Consider the following 20,481-nt stretch of genomic DNA (forward strand, 5'->3'; position numbering starts at 1 on the left):
GAAATTGTCACTGCTGATGACAAATATGATAGATTTCAGATTACTGAAATGAACTAGTCCTCACAATATTGAGTTAATTCTTCAGTCTTAGTAAAGTCCTGGGTAATAGTAGACTTTATAGATAATCTATAAAACCGGACACATCAAACAATAATCACACTGATCATCAAAGATACATATTAAAAGGAAGAATTTAAATGGGAAAACAGGAAGATTTTGCGGGAGTCATTCAACAATTAAGAGAAAATGTACCCGATATTACAGGCGTAATGATTTCATCAATAGATGGTCTTTCAATAGCGACGGATTTCCCCGAAGAGGAAGCTGCTCGAATCGCCGCCATGGGTGCATCCGCTGTAGGGCTAGGTAGCCGGATCACAAAGACAGCAGATCTTGGTGATATGCACGACATCCTTATAGAAGGCAGTAGTGAAACACTGGTCATCTATATGGCTGGAAATGCCGCCACACTAGCTTTACGTGCACCTCGCAGAGCAAATCTGGGTCTAATTCGACTGGAAGGTCCTAAGGCAGTTGAGAAAATTGTAGCGCTTGTCTCAAACTGATCAGGGAGAGATGCATGGGCTCAACCAATCTCTTCGATAAAGATGGACACTCCTATATCCTGCTGGAAGGCTTTGGACAGGGTGAGATGGTACCAACTAATCAAGTTGTTATCAGAAATGGTAATGAAGCTATTTTACTTGACCCAGGTGGACACAAGGTACACTACGAGGTAATTAATGAAGTCTCTTCATTGATACCGATCAGCAACTTGAAATACCTGTTTTTTTCACATCAGGATCCTGACATTATCGCTGCAGCGAATGCCTGGCTGATGTTGACAGAGGCAGACGCACTTATCTCCAAACTCTGGGTACGATTCATTCCTCACTTTGGTATTGATGAGCTGCTGCTACCTCGCCTGCACGGCATACCGGATGAAGGCATGCGCCTGCAGCTAGGTAATACCGAATTGATTATCCTACCCGCACACTTCCTCCACTCAGCAGGGAATTTTCAAGTCTATGATCCTGCATCAAAAACACTCTTCTCTGGTGATTTAGGCGCATCGATTGGACTGGACTATAGTGTGGTAACAGATTTTGAGGCCCATATTGCCTACATGGAGGGCTTCCACCTTCGATATATGCCATCCGCTCAAGCCAATCAGTGTTGGGCCAAGATGGTTAGAGAGCTGGATATAGAGCGAATTGTTCCCCAGCATGGGGCCATTTTTCCCGATCGTGAAACATCCAAACGATTTATCGACTGGATTGCTGATTTACCCGGTGCAGTCGAGATTTTAAAGGACAACTACAGAATTCCAGGTACCTCCTCCACACCAGCGAAACATGCCCCGGACGACTCTGTCAAAATAGCCGCTAAAATACCGAATAGTGAGAAAGCAGCAGTCGTTAACGAGGAGACAAATAGCGAAACAGTAGCCGCTACTGATGAAGCATCAACAACCAACGAGCGCCAACCTCCCAAGAGCTGGGGGCAGCGCTTGAAAGGCGCCTTTACCAATAGGTTCCGTGATTGACACTGATATCTGATACCAGGTAATGACCTAAAAAAGCTTTGCTTACCTTAACAATAATAGAGCTTCTTGATACTTCACATGAGATATCGAGGCATGAGTCAAATTAAGCGCCGACTCATTAAGAACAGGATTAGTGTAAACAGGCCGAACTTCCAGCTCACCTGAATACTAGAAATTATACTTCACTGCTGCTCCATCAGCTCTAAAACACCCAGAGGAAAGCACACATTAATCATCAAATTTAATGGGGCAGCCGTAGGGTGGGGCCATGCCCCACCATCAAGGGCTTAAACACACAAAAACTTGCGTTCTCTTGCGCTCAAGGTCTGCTTTGAAATATTCACAGCTTGCTTTTACAACACATTCCTGTGGGAGAGGAAGCATTCATTTGCATCATTTATCGTAATCGCAAGAATTGATTGGCTAGTGCGGACTACTTTTCAATCTATCAAATGGTTAACGCGCACCCTCTCCCGTTGAGGAAAGATGCATTTATAGCTGCTTGCGCAGTAACGGCAAGTTCCTTACAGCAGTGATTTTATATACTATTTGAATCGCTCTTATACGCAATTGGTCATATCATTGAAACAAAACAGCCCACCTACAGGGCGGGCTGTTTTGTACTTACCGTATTACCAGGAAAAGTTATTAAAGTTCTCCGATACGGTCATCCATTGATGGATCGATAAGCCAAATTGCAATATCTTTACCCAAAGCCTTCACACAACGATCCAGAATAGAGCAGGTTCCCTTGTATGCACCAAACATCCCACCTCCAGAACTGCGGCGACCATTAAAACTACCAATCTTCTTACCGTTCTCAAAAAGCTCTCCAGTAACAGCAACTGATTTTGACCCACTCCAGGCACCACCACCTGAACCAATCACATTGCTGATCTCTAAAGCCAAGACCCGCCCCTTATCCTTACTACTGACAGCACCATCTTTCTTGACTACCGTTATGTCGCTAGCACTGGCAAATGATCCTATATATTCAGGTAGTTGAGTGTCTATCACGCACTCCGCTTTGACTTTATCTGGCACACCGGAGCCTGCAGCATAGGCGATACGTTTGGATACACTGACAGCAGAGGTGCTGGTTGATTTGCTTACTGTAACAGCCTGCTTAGTACTACTGTCCTCTGCTTTCGTTCCACCTGTCGATCCACCACAGCCGTAGAGAAAAGTAGCTAATATCACGCCTATTAATGTGAATTTATCAATTCCTATCATTTTATTGTTCATGGCTTTGTCTACTCATTTGTTTTAACTGATCAACTGTTTATTTAACTGCTGTTTTTATCCAAAGACAAGGGGGCAGGCTAAATAATCAATCGTGAATAGTACACATAAATTGCAAATATACTAAGTTAGACTAAAACTAGATAAGCACTATGAATAAAACAATAACCTGACTTGATCTTAATAAACCTAACACACCATCAATATCTGAATAGTCACATTATACGCATCACTAAAAGCACACACTTAATCACTGGAGCAAATCAGATGGGAATAAAACTCAATGTCCCCCTCGTCAAGCAGCTAACAAATATGTCTTGCTGGTATGCATCTGTTTGTATGGTCGCCTATTATCGTGAAGCAGGGCCTCGCTTAGGCCTACCAGAAAAATGGAAGGCTAATAATGGCGTTAACTTAAATGACTTTATAAAACTTGCTCAAGTTGAAGGTCTGGTCTCAATAAAATCACCAGCTTCCAATCTAACTGAACAACAACTGGAAATATTTCTTAGAAATAATGGTCCGATATGGTGTGCTGGGCGATGGGATGGAGTACCACACATTGTCGTTTTGACCGGTGTCGATAAAGGAAATGTATTCATCAATGACCCAAACCCCACCAAAGGCAAGCGTACTGAAACTTTAGCCTGGTTTAATCAAAAGCTTGATAACCATGTGCAAAACTGCATGATGTATAAAGCCTAGAGCCTGTTAACACTAACCCAATACGCGCTGCTGTGCCAGAAAAACGTCTCTCGAGGCGTGGCTCCCAGAACAGGTTGCTCCCTTCTCAAGAGCCACAACACAGAGCAAGGGCATTCGATTAACCCGACGACTAAGTATGTCGTCTTCAGGGTTTCAAGCCTGCACTTGATCAAGGCACGGCTCACGCCCCGCAGGAAGTGTCCTTGGGGTGCAGGCAATGATTGTCCCCTTTCAGCACCTGGCTAATGATATGGGCGCAGTGGTAAATTGCGACCAATTTCACATCACCTATCTGTTCCATAAGTTATTACTTATAAGTGTATTTTCCATTTTCGTACGTTCAGGGACGATGCGGCAGCCATTGAGATCCCTGATGAAGAAGATTCCCAGACAAAATAAACGCATGTTTTTCAGTCAGTTGATGTGGAAAAAACGCATCAACCAAAAATATATGCCTCATGCAGGCTACATGGGAAATGGTGGAGACATTAACTTGATCACAGGTGTTAATGGTCCTGGTATCAATCATTTGACGCAGCTTTTGTCACAAGCACTACCCGACAGTCAGCAAATCCACCATCCGCTGAAAAAGTTTGAACCCAAACTTTTCCTATCTAATCAAGGTGACCGTCTGGCCATCCCTTATCAGAAAGAACTATCAACAGACCACCCGTTAAACCGCATCTATCGGATTTATGCTGAAAGGAATCTAAAAGAAACCAACTACACTGAAATTTTAATGGAGAATAAAACGTCTCGTAACCCTCTACTCATTCTTAAAGAGAGCCACGGCTTACTTGCTACAGAAGCCTTAATACGAGAGCTAAAATGTCATACTCTGTTCTATGTTAGCGATCCGGTGATACTTGCTGAACAGCTCTTTTTCCGGGAGGGAATAGATACCCCTTACCTCGATTTGGAAAGTGAAGCTGTCATGGAGTCCCAGTTTCTACAGCGCTTTCTATCTCACGACCTTCGTTCAGTTCTGCATGCCTATAAATTGATACAGCGCCTCCCTTCAGGTCGTCAACGTCGCGTGCAGATGAAAATCTTGGCCATTGCTTTGATACAACATATGTTTCGTATGTTGGCTGCTCGTTATCCTGAATTAGTATCTATCTTCGATTTCGGATATATAGAGAATGAACCAAGGCGTATGCTTCCCCCCCTGCTCAACTGGCTAGGTTCGAAAAGCTTGGAACAGCTAAAAAGCCTACTTGATATAGCGACCTTTAAACCTGCAGGACAAACTTCACTACGATGGACACGGTCATGGCCGGAGTCAATCAATGCTTTTGAAATCCTCTCTGCAAAAGAGGTTAACCTGGCATATAAAATTTTGATTGACCACCAATTAATGTATGTCGATAACAACGAGATAAACGATCAACGAGAAGTTCTTTATAGTATCTGAGATCACACTCCCTTGATCCTGGCCTTATCTCTCGCACCAGTAGTACGATATCAGAGAGCTCTGCCTACCAACTCATTTTTTCAAACTGACAGTAATTCTATTATAAATTTCACTACAGATGAGGAGATCAATAATCTATTCAAACGCCCAATAAGTGGTCAATAATCTGTAGTGCTGTTAATGTATAGGGGAAGACCCTGAAGAGAAGAACAAAACATGAAAAAGCTAAAACATGAAGCTGAATTAGCCAAAGAAGCCCTTCTTTTTGGTATAAGATATGCCGAAAAACGTGGTGCTGCGGTTTTCGAACCTACTGATTCAGCAAGTGAAAAGATGCTATATATCTATAGATTACTGGTTCACGACAAAATCGTTCAAGCACTTCCAGAAGACCAAGTCTCTCAACAAGCAGTGAAACACAAATTGGCAATTTGGTACTCAAAGCAGCTACCCAAAGATCACCCACTGCTCTCGGATTAAAAATCTCGACTAATACCTTAGGCTATAGATAGAAAATGAAAATCATTGTGCGGAATTTACCAAGGGATCTGACTGAAGCGGAACTACTACCCTTGTTCAAAGAGTGTGGCTCAGTACAATCCTGTACGATCATACAGGATAAGAAAACAGGAGCATCAAAAGGCTTTGGTTTTGTTGAAATGCCCCGTGCTGGAGAAGCTAAAGCAGCAATCAAAAAACTGAATGCCACTGAAATACATGACCAAAAAATACGCGTTAAAAAAGCAACTATCGAAGAATAAGTGGATTTATCACATCTTTTAAAGCTGGTTTTACTACATTAAAAGCATCATTAAAATCAACAATTTAGCTAGTCTAATATATATACCACCTCGAATAAAATATGTTCCTTTAAAATCTATATATACCTCACATATCCCTCTTACTCTAAATTTTCTTTCGATTTGACATCAACCTCCGTTTGCTATACGTTGTCGACAGCAAGAAAGTAAGTCTCTATTTATAATCTCCATCCGATGCATTCTCGTAATACTTCGTCCTGCAGTTTTAAATTCCAGTCTTTATTTCCGCTATACATACCTACAAGTAGGTACACTTTTATTTATTCTACAGGATAATATTATATGTCTAATACAATTACTGGCACCGTAAAATGGTTCAATGAATCAAAAGGTTTCGGTTTTATCGAGCAACAATCTGGCCCAGATGTTTTCGCACATTTCAGTGCAATTACAGGCTCTGGCTTCAAAACTCTTGTTGAAGGACAGGCTGTTGAATTCTCTGTAACTCAGGGCCAAAAGGGACCTCAGGCCGAGAATATCGTACCGGTTTAACAACCGTTGATTTCTATAAGAAAGGCAGGCCTTTTTGGCTTGCCTTTTTTTTGCGCAGGTCATTTTCAGAGGTTTCGCGCAAACTTAGTGGAAAAAACTCTTGTAACAATAATTTGGCATCAACTTAACAATAGATCCGACTTCAATCAAAATATGGTCAATGCTTAATAATTGGCTATTATTTAAAAAAATAACCCTAATCCACTCTTTTCATCACTACTAGAAAACCACATTAACCTCGTTATATTTTTCGGCAGACTACACAATGGTTAATAATTTAGCGATTAATAAAAGCAATGCTATAAACTTTTATAGAACTGCCTATATGGGCAACCCAGCCAAGGCAGTAGAACTTTTTGTTGGTGATGAATATATTCAACACAACCCACTGGTTGGTGATGGAAAACAGGCATTCATAGATTATTTTGATGAAATGGCCAGAGACTATCCTGATAAGAGCATTGAGTTTATCAGGGCCATTGCTCAGGGTGATTTAGTAGCACTGCATACCCTTCAGATATGGCCGGGTGAAGAGCAATACGTGACAATGGACTTCTTTCGCTTTGATGATGTTGGAAAAATTGTCGAGCATTGGGACTCTATTCAAGCCATACCTGCAGAGTCAAAAAACGGAAATACAATGTACTAATTGCTATAGAGATTTACCTGCACACGTTGATTCTGAGCAGCAACAACATTCCAATCCCCCGCATTATTGACCTCATACAGTGAGGGATAGGGCATCAGTGGCTCATCAAAACCATTGCTGAACAGAATAATCTCTAACTCACCGCCACTTCTGGCTAACTCAACATTGATATAGTTGGCAAATGCAACAGACTGATCGTTCAACCAGTCGTTGCTACCTCGGTGGTCAACGGCAAACTGGCAATTATTTATATCCATATCCTTTTCGGCTAACTTTAGACCATCCGAGACTCCCTTTTGCAGACAAAAATTACCATGATTTGCCCGCAACTCAATGGTTCCCCTGAATCCTGAATCTTTAAGTTGAGCAACCAGTTCTGACAACCAGAGTGCTTTTTCGTCATTGAAAGGCTGTTCGCCATAGCTAAACTCTGTGCTCTGATTTGCAGCCCACTCGATAAGTTTCAATGGCAACGCCGTTTCTATCTCGCCTGCCTGGTTCTCCGCAGTTGCATTCAACTGTTGAGTCAAAAGCTCAATCTGCTCATTTTGATCTGAGAGCATTGCCATAAGCTCCCCCTCTTGCTCAGATTGAGCCTTACCCATAGCTATCGACTCTGAACCATCCATGGCGAAGTAACCCAGGGTTATACCTGCCAGAGCAACGACACCACCAAGCATGCCTATAACAAAGGTTCTCCATCCACCAGCGTTCTGCTCCTCCTGCAAGGCTTCAAGCTCATACATTTCGCCGCGTAACTCAGCAAATCTCTTATCCAGCTGCGTTTGCAATCGCTCTTCGGCCATATTCTGCTCTTTACGCAAGAATCGTTTCAACGACTCCTGCGCAGAGAGGCTCTCCTGGAAGTCATCCAGCGGCATACTGACTGTTTCAACGATGGCTGGCTTGTGACGTTCATGCTCTGAAATAGGGTGAACATTGTCTGGACGATATACTTGTCGGACGGTTTCCATGCCTTCATTTTTGAAACCATGGACCAGGGATTCCTGCTCTGGCATTAGATGCAGGGAGTTAAGCACACCTTCAAAATCCTGGGATTCAAGCTGCTTGGGAAGCACACCGATAGCGCCAAGTGCACGGGCCTGGCTCAATTCAAGACCACCAGCTTTTGAGGTATACATCATTACCGGTATAACCGCAGTATTAGGGTTGGATTTAATGACTTTCAGTGCCTGAAATCCATCCATACCCGGCATCTCAAAATCCATAAATATGGCGTCCGGAGCATTTTCGTAGAGATAGTCGATAGCAGCTGCAGCAGACTCTCTCGTGTCTACGGTGATGCCAAACTTTTTGAGTTTACCCGAAAGTACCTGACGTGCTGTTTTCGAGTCATCTACGATGAGCGCTTTTTTAGTTGCTGTTCCAGTCACGGCGCCAACCTTTTCCCCTGTTGTTTCTATGTATGCTATTTCAGCGAACTACATGATAATCCTTATATCGGCCCGAGGCTTTGACCTAGGACTCGTAACTAAACTATATCCGACATAAACCATGAGAGGAAATATTCCGATGGAAACCTTAACACAGCAAAAGTGTGAGGCGTGTCGCGCTGATGCACCAAAAGTCAGTGATGAGGAGCTCTCTGAGCTAATTCGGGCCATTCCGGATTGGAATATCGAGGTTCGGGACGGCATTATGCAGCTCGAAAAAAGCTATGCTTTCAAAACCTTCGTTGCAGCTTTGGATTTTACCAACGAGGTTGGAAAACTGGCCGAAGATGAAGGCCACCACCCCGCACTGTTGACTGAGTGGGGGAAAACCACAGTAACCTGGTGGTCACACAAGATCAAAGGCCTGCATCGCAATGATTTCATCATGGCAGCGAAAACAGATCAGCTACAGGGTGAATGAGTGCAGGAAAAGATCTAGTGTACCTCGTCATAGATATTTAGAGGCAGGGATATACTTTCAGCGTTACTGGTACGGCCCTTTCGCACCGTTGGCACAATATAAGGTGCGGCAGGGCCGCACCCTACGTTGACTGTCAGGATAGCGCATCCTTCATCTGCTGCTCCTGCTTCTGCTTATGCAGCTCGATTTCCGCTTTTCTGCGCATCTCCAGGATATCTTTACGCTCTTCGATTCGCTTCTCAGTGGCATTATTCTTGACTGGAATAGTCACATCTCCGAAAAGCACCTGCTTCAGCAGTCTGACGCCAAACTGCATCAGTGCCAGATCCTCTTTTTCAACCGTTTCATAGAATGTATCTTCCATGTCATAGGAGGCCTTGAAAGAGTCGGCGAGTACAAACCGGCGTAGTCGATCGACATCATAGGAGCACATGAAAAAGAACTGCAGGCTGGTATCTGAAGGACGGCCAATAGCAGGACCGGCCGATTTCTTCTTCAACATCAGCTGCAGCCACTCCCGATTGATCTGGTCGTAGAGTTCGACTTCCTGCTCTTTGCGGTAGTCATGCACGGAGACCTCGCGATCCTCTTCGTGGCCTTTGCAGTGGTCTTCCTTGATCAGGAAGTAGCGTGCTTCATCTTCAGTGGCACCCGCTTCTTTCATCGCCATATGACCAATCGGGTAGTAGCGACAAGCGGTTGGCCGGTCTTTGTAGACACTGCAACCCTCTTCTGTAACAAACTTGCAGGCGCCATCATCGTCGGTACGTAATTTGACGCCAGGAACCCCATCTTTGTCCATTTCATAGGGAACTGTGTTGTTTTTCAGGAATTCGGTGGCACTGATGCCCAGATTGTCCTTCAGCCGCAAAATATCGTAGGGCGTCAACTGAATATCAGCGTGTTTACAACACGCATTAAAGCAGGAGATCCCCTTGTGGCAGTTGAACTTGATACTTGCACCTGGCTCAAGAACCGACGGAACAAAACTGCTTTTAAAGGGAATATCGAATTTTTCACTCATTATTGGCCTCCGATATGGAATCGGCTGGTTCGCGTTTTACCTCCACCGGGGGAGTAGCGCGAGTCTAGCTGTGAAAAGCCCGGGAACAGCGGGCAATAACACAAATCCGGAGTATTAATCCGGTCGTAGTAAATACTGACAACTATTTTTTATCAATATTTTGCAAATAGTAGCAAAGCCCCAAGAATTCACCGGCTTTGCAGGCAACTGTCCTAAGACAGAAAAAGCCCGAACGCCGCAAGGACGTCCGGACTTTTCTAAGCCCTATGGCCTATAGCTGTCTTACTTGAACAGCTTAGACTTGTCGACGATGTCGACATGAGCGCGCTTGAAGCACTTATAGGTCTTAGCCTCTTTGTCATAGACAGAGTTCACGAAGCACTTCCAGTTCTCTTCGTCGACAAAGTTCTTATCCATGCGGTAGTAGAAACCAGGATAACGAGACTCTTGACGGAACTGAATGTGTTTCATGTGAGCTTCAGCAGTCAGGATGCGGTGATAGTTTTCCCACGCACGAAGTAGTTCGTGGAGGTCTTTAGCACGCATCTTCAATGCATCTTCTTTCAGCATTTCCAACTTCTGCTCAGCCAGGTCGAGCATGTGCTCGTTGGTGGTGTAGTAGGTAGCAACACCGGCAACATACTCATCCATAACCTTCTGCAGACGGAACTGCAACATACGAGGAGTGATGTAGTTAGGATTAACATCGATCGCAGTTGAGTAGTCTTTGTGCTCAAGGTAGTTGCGCACTGGACGGTAGATCTCTTCGATCAGGGTATCAACATCGGTGTCCAACTCAGGAGTGAAATCCTTGTTGTCCATGACGTATTTTACCATCGCTTTAGCAGCCATACGGCCTTCAGCGTGTGAACCGGAAGAGAATTTGTGGCCAGAAGCGCCCACGCCGTCACCAGCGGTGAACAGACCGGAAACAGTGGTCATACCACGGTAGCCCCAGTTCCAGCCTTTAGGCAGATGCTCAGGTACGCCAGCTTCAGTCTCTTCAGTAGGTGCACCAACATCTTCAGGACCAGAGGTCCAGATGCCGCAGCAGCCAGAGTGAGAGCCCAGCAGGTAAGGTTCGGTAGGCATCAGCTCAGAGTTTTTCTTCTCAGGCTCGATGTTCTCACCAGCCCAGATACCGCACTGACCGATACACATGTCGAGGAAATCTTCCCATGCTTCTGCTTCCAGATGCTTAACCTCACGAGGAGACAGGGTCTCACGCAGGTTAGCAAGAGCGGTAACGGTGTCCATCCAGATAGGACCACGACCTTCCTTCATCTCTTTCAGCATCAAGTGGTTACGCAGGCAGGATGCTGGAACAGCAGCCTGGCCATAAGGAGGATAGTCGTCGAGCATCTCCTTATTGCGATCCATGTAGACTTCACCAAAAGCGTTGGTGGCTTTTGATTTGAACAGCAGGAACCATGCGCCAACAGGACCGTAACCGTCTTTGAAACGGGTAGGTACGAAGCGGTTTTCCATCATGGTCAGCTCAGCGCCGGCCTCAGCAGCCATCGCATAGGTAGAACCAGCATTCCATACTGGGTACCAGGCACGGCCCTGACCCTCACCCACAGAGCGGGGACGGAAGATGTTTACACAACCACCAGCGGCAAGCAGGATAGCTTTTGCTTTGATGACAAGCAGTTTGTGATCACGAACAGAGAAACCAACAGCACCAGCGATGCGGTTAGGGTCATTCTTATCGTTAACCAGCTTAACGATGAAGATACGCTCTTCGATGTTGTCCATGCCCAGTGCTTTCTTTGCTGCTTCAGCAACGATCCACTTGTAGGACTCACCGTTGATCATGATCTGCCATTTACCAGAACGTACGGGCTTGCCGCCGTCTTTCAGTAAAGGCATGCCTTTGGAACCATCGTGACGCTCACCGTTCTCATCAGTCTTCCAAATAGGCAGACCCCACTCTTCGAACAGATGAACAGATTCGTCAACATGACGACCCAGGTCGTAAGCCAGATCATCACGGGTGATACCCATCAGATCGTTGGAGACCATACGGGCGTAGTCAGCAGGATCCTGCTCTGAACCGATGTAGGTGTTGATCGCAGACAGACCCTGTGCAACAGCACCAGAACGGTCCATTGCAGCTTTATCAACCAGTTTAACTGTGATGTCGCCGCCAGCAGCTTGCACCCAAGGACCAATCTCATAAGCAGCACCACTACACGCCATGCCACCGCCGATCAGGAGGATGTCTACCTCTTCTTGGACGACTTCCGGATTTCCGAATTCAGCCATTTCATATACCTCGAATTATCTATATTCCTGAAATAATCAGACTGAATCCCGCTTATTTGCGGATCAGCTCACTTGGATCGCCGGCACGGTAGCCGTTCTGCTCGTTATGGTTGAAGAAACCGGGCTCGCCGATCTTCGCCATTTCCGCAGCAGCCTTACCACCGTAAGGATCGATAGAACCCTCAGGAGTAGTACGAATTGGGAATTTGAAGCGTTTCATAGTGCCGTTGCGGAACTTGATGGTCCACATAATAGAGTCGGTACCGCGCAGAGGCTGTACAGATGCACCCAGAGGTACGATGTCGGCGTAAGGACGAGCTTCGATAGCCTGCTGAGGACAGATCTTAATGCAGGAATAGCACTCCCAGCACTGCTCAGGCTCCTGGTTGAATGACTTCATGGCATGACCGGTTTCAGAACCGTCTTTATCAAGCTTCATCAGGTCATGAGGACAGATGTACATGCAAGCTGTCCTGTCCTGGCCTTTACAGCCATCGCACTTCTCAGTACGCACAAATGTAGGCATGGTGTTAATCTCCTAAGGGTTTCACTGCAGTGATTCAGCCGCGGCATTTTGCAGCGACTTCGAAGCACAACCGGATATCTCCGGCGTAGTTCATTTTTAATTCTCTCTTGGCCTGCGTTAATTCCGACTAAGGCCATGATTCGAACCCGACTCAGCCAGACCACATTGTCGGGCACTCCTTCGCACGCACACGCACGATCCGGAATCGGGCGACAAACATTAATGCCTTGCAGGAGCTTTAGCCAAACAATTTTTTAATGAGGGCACATAAAATACGCTTATTCACCTAGCTCACTGTAAAACCTAGTATTTTACTGAGATAACTAACTACCTATTTATACGAACAAAATTACCAATGACGTAATCATGGTCTTTCTATGAAAACTCTTTTTGGATATATCCACATGCGTTCACCTATCCCATGGGAGATAGATAAATCAGACCAAAATCACGTTCTGCGAAAGCTTATTTTTGAATATTCCTGCCATTTTCCTTTGATTTATGACCACCTTACAGCTAAATATCAGCCATATATTTATGCTGAAAAGCCATTTTGATATGAAATTGAAGCGGGGTTTCGGGTAGAGTTACGCTTTTTTGAGCCAAAACCATGCCCCAGAGGGAAGCACCAGACGTACTCTTTCTACTTGCTACCGGCTGCCATCACTGTCCGGTGGTGCTGGAGCGCCTGAATCAGCTCCTTAAACAGGGCAGAATCGGCCGTCTTGAATCTGTCAATATCGTCAACAGACCAGAGCTGGCAGATGAACTGAATGTACGCGGTGTGCCATGGACTCGAATCGGCCATTTCGAACTGGATGGAGCCCTATCCCCAAAAGAGGTGGATGAATGGGTCACCCGAGCCTCATCCGGCGAGGGAATTTCAGACTATTTCAGCGAGTTACTCGAGTCACAACGACCAGACAAAGTGATCAAATGGCTCAACAGGTGTCCAGAAAACCTCAAACAACTACTTGAACTGCTTCTGATCGATTCGACACCGATGGCTGCGCGCATTGGTGTTGGGGTTGTGATTGAACAGCTTGAAGGAGACCCTCGACTCGAACTGGCCATGGCAACGATGATCACTCTCAGCCAGTCTGAACATGCGAACATCCGTGCCGATGCAGCACATTTTCTCGGCATGAGCCACTCGCCCAAGGCCCGGACAGCGCTGACCAAGCTGCTCAAGGATAACCATCCCGATGTCAGGGAGATTGCAGCAGAGTCTTTGGAATTAGTGTAGATTCTCAGCTTTGCTTTGTGGAACAGACTCAATGAACAAACGGGATCAGATATTGGCGGTACATGCCCAATTTATCAATCAGGTTGTTATAACCGGCCAACAGCCCGATCGTCAGGATGATTTCGAACAGTTGATAAAGCTGGCTGATAACAACGGATGGAATGAGCTGACAGACTGTATCAGAAAGATATTCCATCAAGGGCGCCGGGACGTAGAACTTCTCAATCCTCTTGATGAGGAGGATCAGGTTATTGCTGAAGCGATCTTACATGGCCTGCAAGACCCCTCTACCCTACCCGACCCTAATGCCAAGCCTGATCCGGCCCAGGCTGCGCCAGGTCTCGCCTCGATGATTGATGCAGCAGGTTCAGGTAACGCACAGGCTCTGCAGATAATCGCTGAAATGGCAGATCAAATGAGTCAGGCTGGCGGCCCTATGGCACGGCTTGCTGCGGTGATTCGGCCAATGATCAATGGTGAGCGTAATCCAGATATCCTGTGCAAGGATATGGATAGCCGCACAGAGTCCATGGTGCTGGGCATACTGGACGAATTGAAGCGGATGCAAGAGGAAGAGTAGCATGTCCAGACGCTTTATAATCTTAGCTGCAATGAGTGGCTTTCTGCTGGTTGCTTTAGGGGCCTTTGGCGCCCATGCCCTGGAGCACTCTGTTCCCCCCTCAAACCTGATCTGGTGGCAAAAGGCGGTTCTATATCAAGGCCTGCATACCCTGGCTCTGCTTGGGGTGGGCCTGTTGATACCCCACCATCCAGTGCGGGCACTGATGCTGTCAGGGTGGCTATTCGTGGCTGGCATCCTGCTTTTTTCCGGCAGCCTCTATCTAATGACACTCACCGATGTTCGCAGCCTGGCTATGTTGACCCCGATTGGCGGCATCGCATTTATGGCCGGGTGGTTATCACTGATCATCGGCGCCTGGCGCCTGCCCAGCCGCTGATGGATTTAAACGCATTTACAAACCGGTTACGAAAAAATCAGCGCCACTGGAGTAAGTGGGCACGTCGTCGGGAAGTCAGCTGCTATCGTATTTATGATCGGGATATCCCAGAGTTCCCCCTGGCGATTGACTGGTATGACGGCCAGGCCCATCTGCAGATTTTTGCCCGCAAAGGTCTTGAACCGCTTAATGATGAACAGCAGCAACAGATCACTCAGGCCGTCAGTGAAACATTGGAGATTCCACTGCACCATCTGGCGGTAAAGACACGTCAGCGTCAGCGGGGCCTGAATCAATATGAGAAGACTGGTGCAAGCGGAAGACCGATGGTTGTCAAGGAGGGAGGATTAGCCTTCGAGGTTGAACTCTATACCTACCTAGACACAGGACTGTTTCTGGACCACAGAAACACCCGAAACCTGGTACGGCAACGCTGCGCCGGCAAACGGATGCTTAACCTGTTCGCCTATACCGGCAGTTTTTCTGTGTATGCAGCCGCAGGTGGTGCACTATCCACAGTCAGCGTGGATCTATCCAACACCTATCAGGACTGGACCCGCCGAAATCTTAAGCTAAATGGATTTAACGACGACAACCATGAACTGATCAGGGAGGATGCTTTCCAATATCTCGAGCGGGCCAACAGGGAGCGTCGGCGTTTCGGTCTGATCGTACTTGACCCGCCAAGTTTCTCTAATTCAAAGCGCATGAGCGATACACTCGATATTCAGCGCGATCAGGAACAGTTGATAGACGCTTGTATGAACCTGCTCAACCCAGGTGGCGAACTGATCTTTTCAACCAATCGTAAAGGTTTCAAGCTTTCACCCAAGCTCAGTCAAAAAGCCGGATGTGAAGAGATCACCCAGCAGGTTGTTCCTGAGGATTTCAAGCGTCGTCTTCCCTATCGTTGCTGGTTATTTCGGGCACATTTCTAGAATCAGGCTGTCTGACCAATCCAGCACTTGACGTAGATGATAGATTAAACTCTCATAGCAACTTATTATATAAGGGGTTGGTATTTATGCAGCCAACGATTGTAATTATCACCAATACGCCTTCTTGCGAAGACATTCCCCGGAACGATACAGAACCAACTGAGATGGAGCCCTCATGCTGAAAAGATTGACCCTGACGATCATCGGACTGGGTATGCTAATTGGTATCCCTACAGTAATAAAACTGCAGCAATTTCAAGCGATGGCTGAAATGCAGATGGTTATGCCGCCTGAATTGGTTACTGCCGATCAGGTGAGTAAACAGAGCTGGCCCAACTCAATCTCCTCTACCGGATCTCTGGTTGCTGTACAGGGTGTAACCATGAGTGCAGAGCTGGGTGGCAAGATCATAGAAATCGACTTTAAATCAGGCGACCGGGTCGAAGCTGGCGAGCTGTTGTTGCGCCTCGATACCACTGCCGAAGAGGCACAGCTACGTTCCGCAGAAGCAGCCGCCAAACTGGCCAAGATCAACCTCGATCGTAATCGTGGTTTGCGCGCCAATAAAACCGTATCTCAGTCTGATCTGGACACTGCCGAAGCCAACTTCAAGCAGACTACAGCTCAGGTCGAGAATGTTCGTGCCACCATCGCCAAGAAAACCATGCTCGCCCCCTTCTCCGGCCAACTGGGTCTGCGCCAGGTCAACCTGGGACAGATCATAGAGCAGGGCACTCCGGTGGTGACTCTACAGACCATCAACCCTATCTATGCCGACTTCTCTCTGCCGCAGCAGCGCTTCTCAAGCATAGCTGTCGGCAATGAGGTTCAAATCAACACCGATGCTGCCCCGGATAAGACTTTCACTGGCAAAATCATAGCGGTGAACCCTGAGATCGACCAGGCCACCCGTAGTGTGCGGGTCAGATCCACCCTGATCAATGAGGGCGAATTGTTGCGTCCCGGCATGTTCGCCAATATAGAGATACTTCTGCCTCAGGTTAATGAAGTCCTTGCGATACCGGCCACTGCGGTACTCTACGCACCCTATGGCGATACCGTGTTCGTCATTGATAAGAAAACAGATGAGACCACGGGTGAAGAGTCAAAAGTACTTCGTCAGCAGATCATCCGCCTGGGTGAGACCAGAGGCGACTATGTCGCGGTGACTACAGGCTTGGAAGAGGGCGAATCCGTGGTAACCAGCGGGGTATTCAAGTTACGGCCCAACATGGCTGTGACTATCGATAACACCCTAGCACTCGATGCGCGCCTGGACCCTCAGCCCCCCAATGAATAACAAATTCCAGAGGGTCGGTTTGACCCTTCATACTGCACAGGGATATTAATGCCGTGGGTAAGATAAAAGTCTTCACCGATCTATTCATTCAGCGCCCCGTACTCGCGATCGTGGTCAATCTTCTGATTGTTATTGCAGGCATGCAGGCTTGGAACAGTCTAAATATTCGCCAATACCCGCTGAGTGAAAACTCTACAATCAATATCTCCACTGTCTATGTGGGGGCCAACGCAGAGTTGGTACGCGGTTTCATCACTACTCCGCTGGAACAGGCTATAGCCTCAGCGGATGGCATTGAATATATCGAGTCGAAGAGCCTGCAGGGCTTCTCCATGATCAATGCCCGTCTGAAGCTCAACTATCCCCCAACCAAGGCTCTGGCTGAGATCACTGCCAAGGTAAACCAGGTACGTAACGATCTGCCCACTGAGGCCCAGGTACCCGCACTCTCGATCCAGTCGGCTGATTCACAATTTGCCTCGGCCTATCTCAGTTTTGCCTCTGATATCCTCTCTCAGGCAGAGATCACCGACTACCTTATACGCGTGGTACAACCTCGACTTGCCGCAGTTGCAGGGGTTCAGCGTGCTGATGTGCTGGGAGCACGTATTTTTGCCATGCGTATATGGCTCAAGCCGGACAAGATGGCCGCCCTGCATATCAGTCCATCACAAGTTCAGCAGGCCCTCGCTGCCAACAACTTTCTCGCCGCCATAGGCACCACCAAGGGCTCATTGGTGCAAGTTAACATGACGGCTAATACCGATCTTCACTCAGTCGAGGAGTTCGAACAGCTGGTGATTCGGCATAGCGGCGACACTATTGTGCGTCTGCAGGATATCGCTGATGTCACACTCGGCGCCGAAGATTATGATACCTCGGTGCGATATACCGGCCAGACAGCGGTATTCATGGGCATCTTCCCGCTGCCAAGCGCCAATACAATCGATGTCATCAAGCTGGTACGTGATGAAATAGACAAGATCGCCAAAGATCTGCCTTCCGGTCTTGAAGTCAATATCGGCTATGACGCCTCTGAATATATTGCCAATGCGATCACCGAAGTCACCAAGACTCTGGGTGACACCCTGTTGATTGTAATCGCGGTCATTTTTCTGTTTCTGGGATCGATACGATCAGCGATGGTACCTACCATAGCCATACCGGTTTCACTGATCGGCAGTATCTTCCTGATGCAGATTTTCGGCTTCACCCTCAATCTGCTTACCCTGCTGGCAATAGTGCTCTCTGTTGGTTTGGTGGTGGACGATGCCATCGTTGTGGTGGAGAACATTGAACGCCATCTTCGTGAAGGCCGAAGCAAACGGGAAGCCGCCTTGCTGGGAGCTCGGGAACTACTCGGCCCAGTTATCGCCATGACCATTACACTTGCAGCGGTCTATATACCCATCGCACTTCAGGGCGGTCTGACTGGCGCCCTGTTTCGTGAGTTTGCCCTCACCCTGGCGGGCACTGTCACAATCTCAGGTATCGTCGCCCTTACGCTGTCGCCGATGATGTCCGCTCATATGCTGAAGAGCGCTGACGATGAGGAGCGGGGCTTTACCGGCTGGGTTAATCACCATTTTGATCGCCTGCGACTGGCCTATGGTCGACTCATTGGTCGTACCCTTAACGCACGACCTTATGTCTATGTGGTCTGGCTGGTAGTGGCTGCAGCAGCCATTCCCATGTACATGCAGTCCCCTAAAGAGCTGGCCCCAAGCGAAGACCAGAGCGTCGTTTTTGGCATTATCAATGCAGCAGCCAATGCCACTGCCGACCAGAAGCGCTTTTATGGTGCCGCTGTTGAGAAGGCATTCCTGGAGGTTGAGGAGGCAGACCTGAGCTTCCAGATCCTGTTTGCTCCCTCAGTAGGCGCCCGTTTCGATACCGATGGCTTTTCAGGTGTGGTAGTCAAACCCTGGCACAATCCCAGAGAACGCACCGTATTTGAGATTCAGCAGGAGGTTCAGGGGAAGGTATCGGCCATCCCCGGCTTCCAGATCTTTGCCACTACCCCTCCGGCACTACCCGGTGGCAGTAACTTTCCGATTGAGTTCCTGATTACCTCAACTGCCGACGCCAAACGTCTGCTTGAATTTGCTGAGCAGATTCAGGGCAAAGCAACCGAGAGCGGCATGTTCCTGTTTCCACCGCAGATCGATCTCAAATATGACCAGCCCCAGGCCCAGGTTGTTCTGGATCGGGACAAAATCGGCTCCCTCGGACTGGACCTGAATCAGGTAGGTCGGGATATGGCTGCAGCACTGGGGGGTAACTATGTCAATCGCTTCAACATCGCTGGCCGCAGTTACAAAGTCATCCCGCAGATCGAACGCTCACAGAGGCTCAACCCGGATCAACTGACTGATATCTATATCAGCGGCCCAGAGGAGACACTGATCCCACTGAGCACCGTCGCTCATATTGAAAATACCACGGTACCCCGTTCACTCAACCGCTTCCAACAGCTTAATGCGGTGAAACTGTCGGGCATGACCAACCGCACCCTCGACCAAGCCCTGACGGTGTTGGAAGAGGCCGCTGCTGAAGTACTCCCGGCGGGTTACTCTATTGACTACACTGGAGAATCCCGTCAGTTGAGACAGGAGGGGAATAAATTCTTACCCGCTTTCGCCCTGGCAATCGTGCTGATCTTTCTGGCCCTGTCAGTACAATTCAACTCCTTTAGGGATCCAGGCATCATCCTTTTCGGCTCAGTGCCTCTGGCTATGTTCGGCGCGTTACTTTTCACTTTTCTTAAAATGCCCAACCCCAACCTGCCCTTCTGGACCAGTGGCTGGACCACCACACTCAACATCTATGCTCAGGTCGGGCTGGTGACCCTGGTGGGGTTGATTGCCAAGAATGGCATACTCATCGTCGAGTTTGCCAACAAACTTCAGGAGCAGGGATTGAGCAAGGCCGAGGCGGTACAGGAAGCCTCGATGACCCGACTGCGACCGATCCTGATGACCACCTTCGCCACCGTTGCGGGTCACTTTCCTCTGACCCTGGTCACCGGGGCTGGTGCTGCCGCACGTAACTCTATTGGCCTGGTGTTGGTTGGCGGAATGGCGGTTGGTACCCTCTTCACCCTGTTTGTGCTGCCATCGATCTATGTATTGATGGCGAAAGATCACAATGCAGATGCAACGGAAGAAGAAGACGAAACGCACGGCACTGGGGATATAGCAACTGAGCAGTCAGGCTAATGGGCTGGGTAGAGGATCAGTTAAAGCCTCAACGAAAATAATCTGCCAGCTGCAGGTGACTCATAGACTGGTCACGAATATTTTCTCTAGGGCCTGAATGGAGCGCAGTGGAATCCGGGATAGTCTGCCCTTCCCCCGGATTCCGCTGCGCTTCATCCAGGCTACGAGGGTGATACAGTTATACAGGTAGGCATATCGACAGCACACTCCTGACTCTTTTCAGCGGCAGCTTCCTAGCCTCGACTCTACTACCTGGCG

At 47.7% G+C, this 20,481-nt stretch carries 20 protein-coding genes; 15 read left to right on the forward strand and 5 right to left on the reverse strand.

The window, feature by feature from the left end; genetic code table 11:
- The first annotated feature begins 197 nt into the window (after positions 1-197).
- Positions 198-566 (forward strand): roadblock/LC7 domain-containing protein, encoded by a 369-nt coding sequence (locus AC4IFB_RS19725; RefSeq protein ID WP_490778988.1) that lies wholly within the window; start codon positions 198-200, stop codon positions 564-566.
- Positions 567-580: 14 nt separating this feature from the next.
- Positions 581-1,546, forward strand: a complete 966-nt coding sequence (locus AC4IFB_RS19730) for an oxygen-binding di-iron domain-containing protein (protein WP_490778987.1) — start codon at positions 581-583, stop codon at positions 1,544-1,546.
- 648 nt (positions 1,547-2,194) lie between these two features.
- Here the strand turns inward: AC4IFB_RS19730 and AC4IFB_RS19735 are convergent.
- Entirely contained in the window at positions 2,195-2,791 is a 597-nt protein-coding gene (locus AC4IFB_RS19735; protein WP_490778986.1) for a hypothetical protein, read from the reverse strand.
- Between the two features lie 264 nt (positions 2,792-3,055).
- Between AC4IFB_RS19735 and AC4IFB_RS19740 the strand changes: the two genes are divergently transcribed.
- The 6 genes from AC4IFB_RS19740 (at position 3,056) to AC4IFB_RS19765 (ending at position 6,869) form a co-directional block, all read left to right on the forward strand.
- On the forward strand, positions 3,056-3,493 hold the full coding sequence (locus AC4IFB_RS19740; protein ID WP_490778985.1) for a papain-like cysteine protease family protein: 438 nt from the start codon (positions 3,056-3,058) through the stop codon (positions 3,491-3,493).
- A gap of 373 nt (positions 3,494-3,866) precedes the next feature.
- A complete protein-coding gene (locus AC4IFB_RS19745; protein WP_490781084.1) occupies positions 3,867-4,907 on the forward strand; it encodes a hypothetical protein in 1,041 nt (346 codons plus the stop codon).
- Positions 4,908-5,123: 216 nt separating this feature from the next.
- The gene (locus AC4IFB_RS19750; protein WP_490778983.1) at positions 5,124-5,387 is read left to right on the forward strand and encodes a DUF5062 family protein; all 264 of its coding nucleotides are present in this window, start codon (positions 5,124-5,126) and stop codon (positions 5,385-5,387) included.
- Between the two features lie 35 nt (positions 5,388-5,422).
- Positions 5,423-5,668 (forward strand): RNA recognition motif domain-containing protein, encoded by a 246-nt coding sequence (locus tag AC4IFB_RS19755; protein ID WP_490778982.1) that lies wholly within the window; start codon positions 5,423-5,425, stop codon positions 5,666-5,668.
- 342 nt (positions 5,669-6,010) lie between these two features.
- Complete coding sequence (locus AC4IFB_RS19760) at positions 6,011-6,220, forward strand: cold-shock protein (RefSeq protein WP_490778981.1); 210 nt, start codon at positions 6,011-6,013, stop codon at positions 6,218-6,220.
- A 265-nt stretch (positions 6,221-6,485) separates the two neighbouring features.
- On the forward strand, positions 6,486-6,869 hold the full coding sequence (locus AC4IFB_RS19765; protein WP_490781085.1) for a nuclear transport factor 2 family protein: 384 nt from the start codon (positions 6,486-6,488) through the stop codon (positions 6,867-6,869).
- Here AC4IFB_RS19765 and AC4IFB_RS19770 read toward each other — a convergent pair.
- Complete coding sequence (locus AC4IFB_RS19770; protein WP_490778979.1) at positions 6,866-8,263, reverse strand: response regulator; 1,398 nt, start codon at positions 8,261-8,263, stop codon at positions 6,866-6,868. The two genes, AC4IFB_RS19765 and AC4IFB_RS19770, sit on opposite strands and share 4 nt — an antisense overlap.
- Before the next feature lie 139 nt (positions 8,264-8,402).
- Here AC4IFB_RS19770 and AC4IFB_RS19775 point away from each other — a divergent pair, with 139 nt between their 5' ends.
- Positions 8,403-8,744, forward strand: coding sequence for a 4a-hydroxytetrahydrobiopterin dehydratase (locus AC4IFB_RS19775; protein WP_490778978.1), 342 nt, complete (start codon positions 8,403-8,405; stop codon positions 8,742-8,744).
- A 133-nt stretch (positions 8,745-8,877) separates the two neighbouring features.
- Here the strand turns inward: AC4IFB_RS19775 and AC4IFB_RS19780 are convergent, their stop codons facing one another.
- The 3 genes from AC4IFB_RS19780 to aprB all read right to left on the reverse strand — a co-directional run bounded on the left by AC4IFB_RS19780 (position 8,878) and on the right by aprB (position 12,562).
- Positions 8,878-9,768, reverse strand: coding sequence for a YkgJ family cysteine cluster protein (locus tag AC4IFB_RS19780; protein WP_490778977.1), 891 nt, complete (start codon positions 9,766-9,768; stop codon positions 8,878-8,880).
- A 282-nt stretch (positions 9,769-10,050) separates the two neighbouring features.
- Entirely contained in the window at positions 10,051-12,036 is a 1,986-nt protein-coding gene (aprA, locus tag AC4IFB_RS19785) for an adenylyl-sulfate reductase subunit alpha (protein ID WP_490778976.1), read from the reverse strand.
- A gap of 52 nt (positions 12,037-12,088) precedes the next feature.
- Positions 12,089-12,562 carry an adenylyl-sulfate reductase subunit beta gene (gene aprB, locus AC4IFB_RS19790; protein WP_490778975.1) on the reverse strand — a complete coding sequence of 158 codons (474 nt, stop codon included), beginning with the start codon at positions 12,560-12,562 and terminating at the stop codon, positions 12,089-12,091.
- Between the two features lie 610 nt (positions 12,563-13,172).
- Here aprB and AC4IFB_RS19795 point away from each other — a divergent pair.
- From AC4IFB_RS19795 to AC4IFB_RS19820, 6 genes are all read left to right on the forward strand, one after another.
- Positions 13,173-13,808, forward strand: coding sequence for a HEAT repeat domain-containing protein (locus AC4IFB_RS19795; RefSeq protein WP_490781086.1), 636 nt, complete (start codon positions 13,173-13,175; stop codon positions 13,806-13,808).
- A gap of 31 nt (positions 13,809-13,839) precedes the next feature.
- Positions 13,840-14,388 carry a hypothetical protein gene (locus AC4IFB_RS19800; protein WP_490781087.1) on the forward strand — a complete coding sequence of 183 codons (549 nt, stop codon included), beginning with the start codon at positions 13,840-13,842 and terminating at the stop codon, positions 14,386-14,388.
- Position 14,389: 1 nt separating this feature from the next.
- Entirely contained in the window at positions 14,390-14,767 is a 378-nt protein-coding gene (locus tag AC4IFB_RS19805; protein ID WP_490781088.1) for a DUF423 domain-containing protein, read from the forward strand.
- Positions 14,767-15,705 (forward strand): class I SAM-dependent methyltransferase, encoded by a 939-nt coding sequence (locus AC4IFB_RS19810; RefSeq protein WP_490781089.1) that lies wholly within the window; start codon positions 14,767-14,769, stop codon positions 15,703-15,705. The genes AC4IFB_RS19805 and AC4IFB_RS19810 overlap by 1 nt, the downstream gene beginning before the upstream one ends.
- A 175-nt stretch (positions 15,706-15,880) precedes the next feature.
- Entirely contained in the window at positions 15,881-17,005 is a 1,125-nt protein-coding gene (locus AC4IFB_RS19815) for an efflux RND transporter periplasmic adaptor subunit (RefSeq protein ID WP_490781090.1), read from the forward strand.
- 53 nt (positions 17,006-17,058) lie between these two features.
- Positions 17,059-20,223: an efflux RND transporter permease subunit gene (locus AC4IFB_RS19820; RefSeq protein ID WP_490781091.1), complete on the forward strand. Its 3,165-nt coding sequence runs from the start codon at positions 17,059-17,061 to the stop codon at positions 20,221-20,223.
- Positions 20,224-20,481 lie beyond the last annotated feature (258 nt).

The sequence above is a fragment of the Candidatus Thiodiazotropha sp. AKIB8 genome (assembly GCF_058244675.1).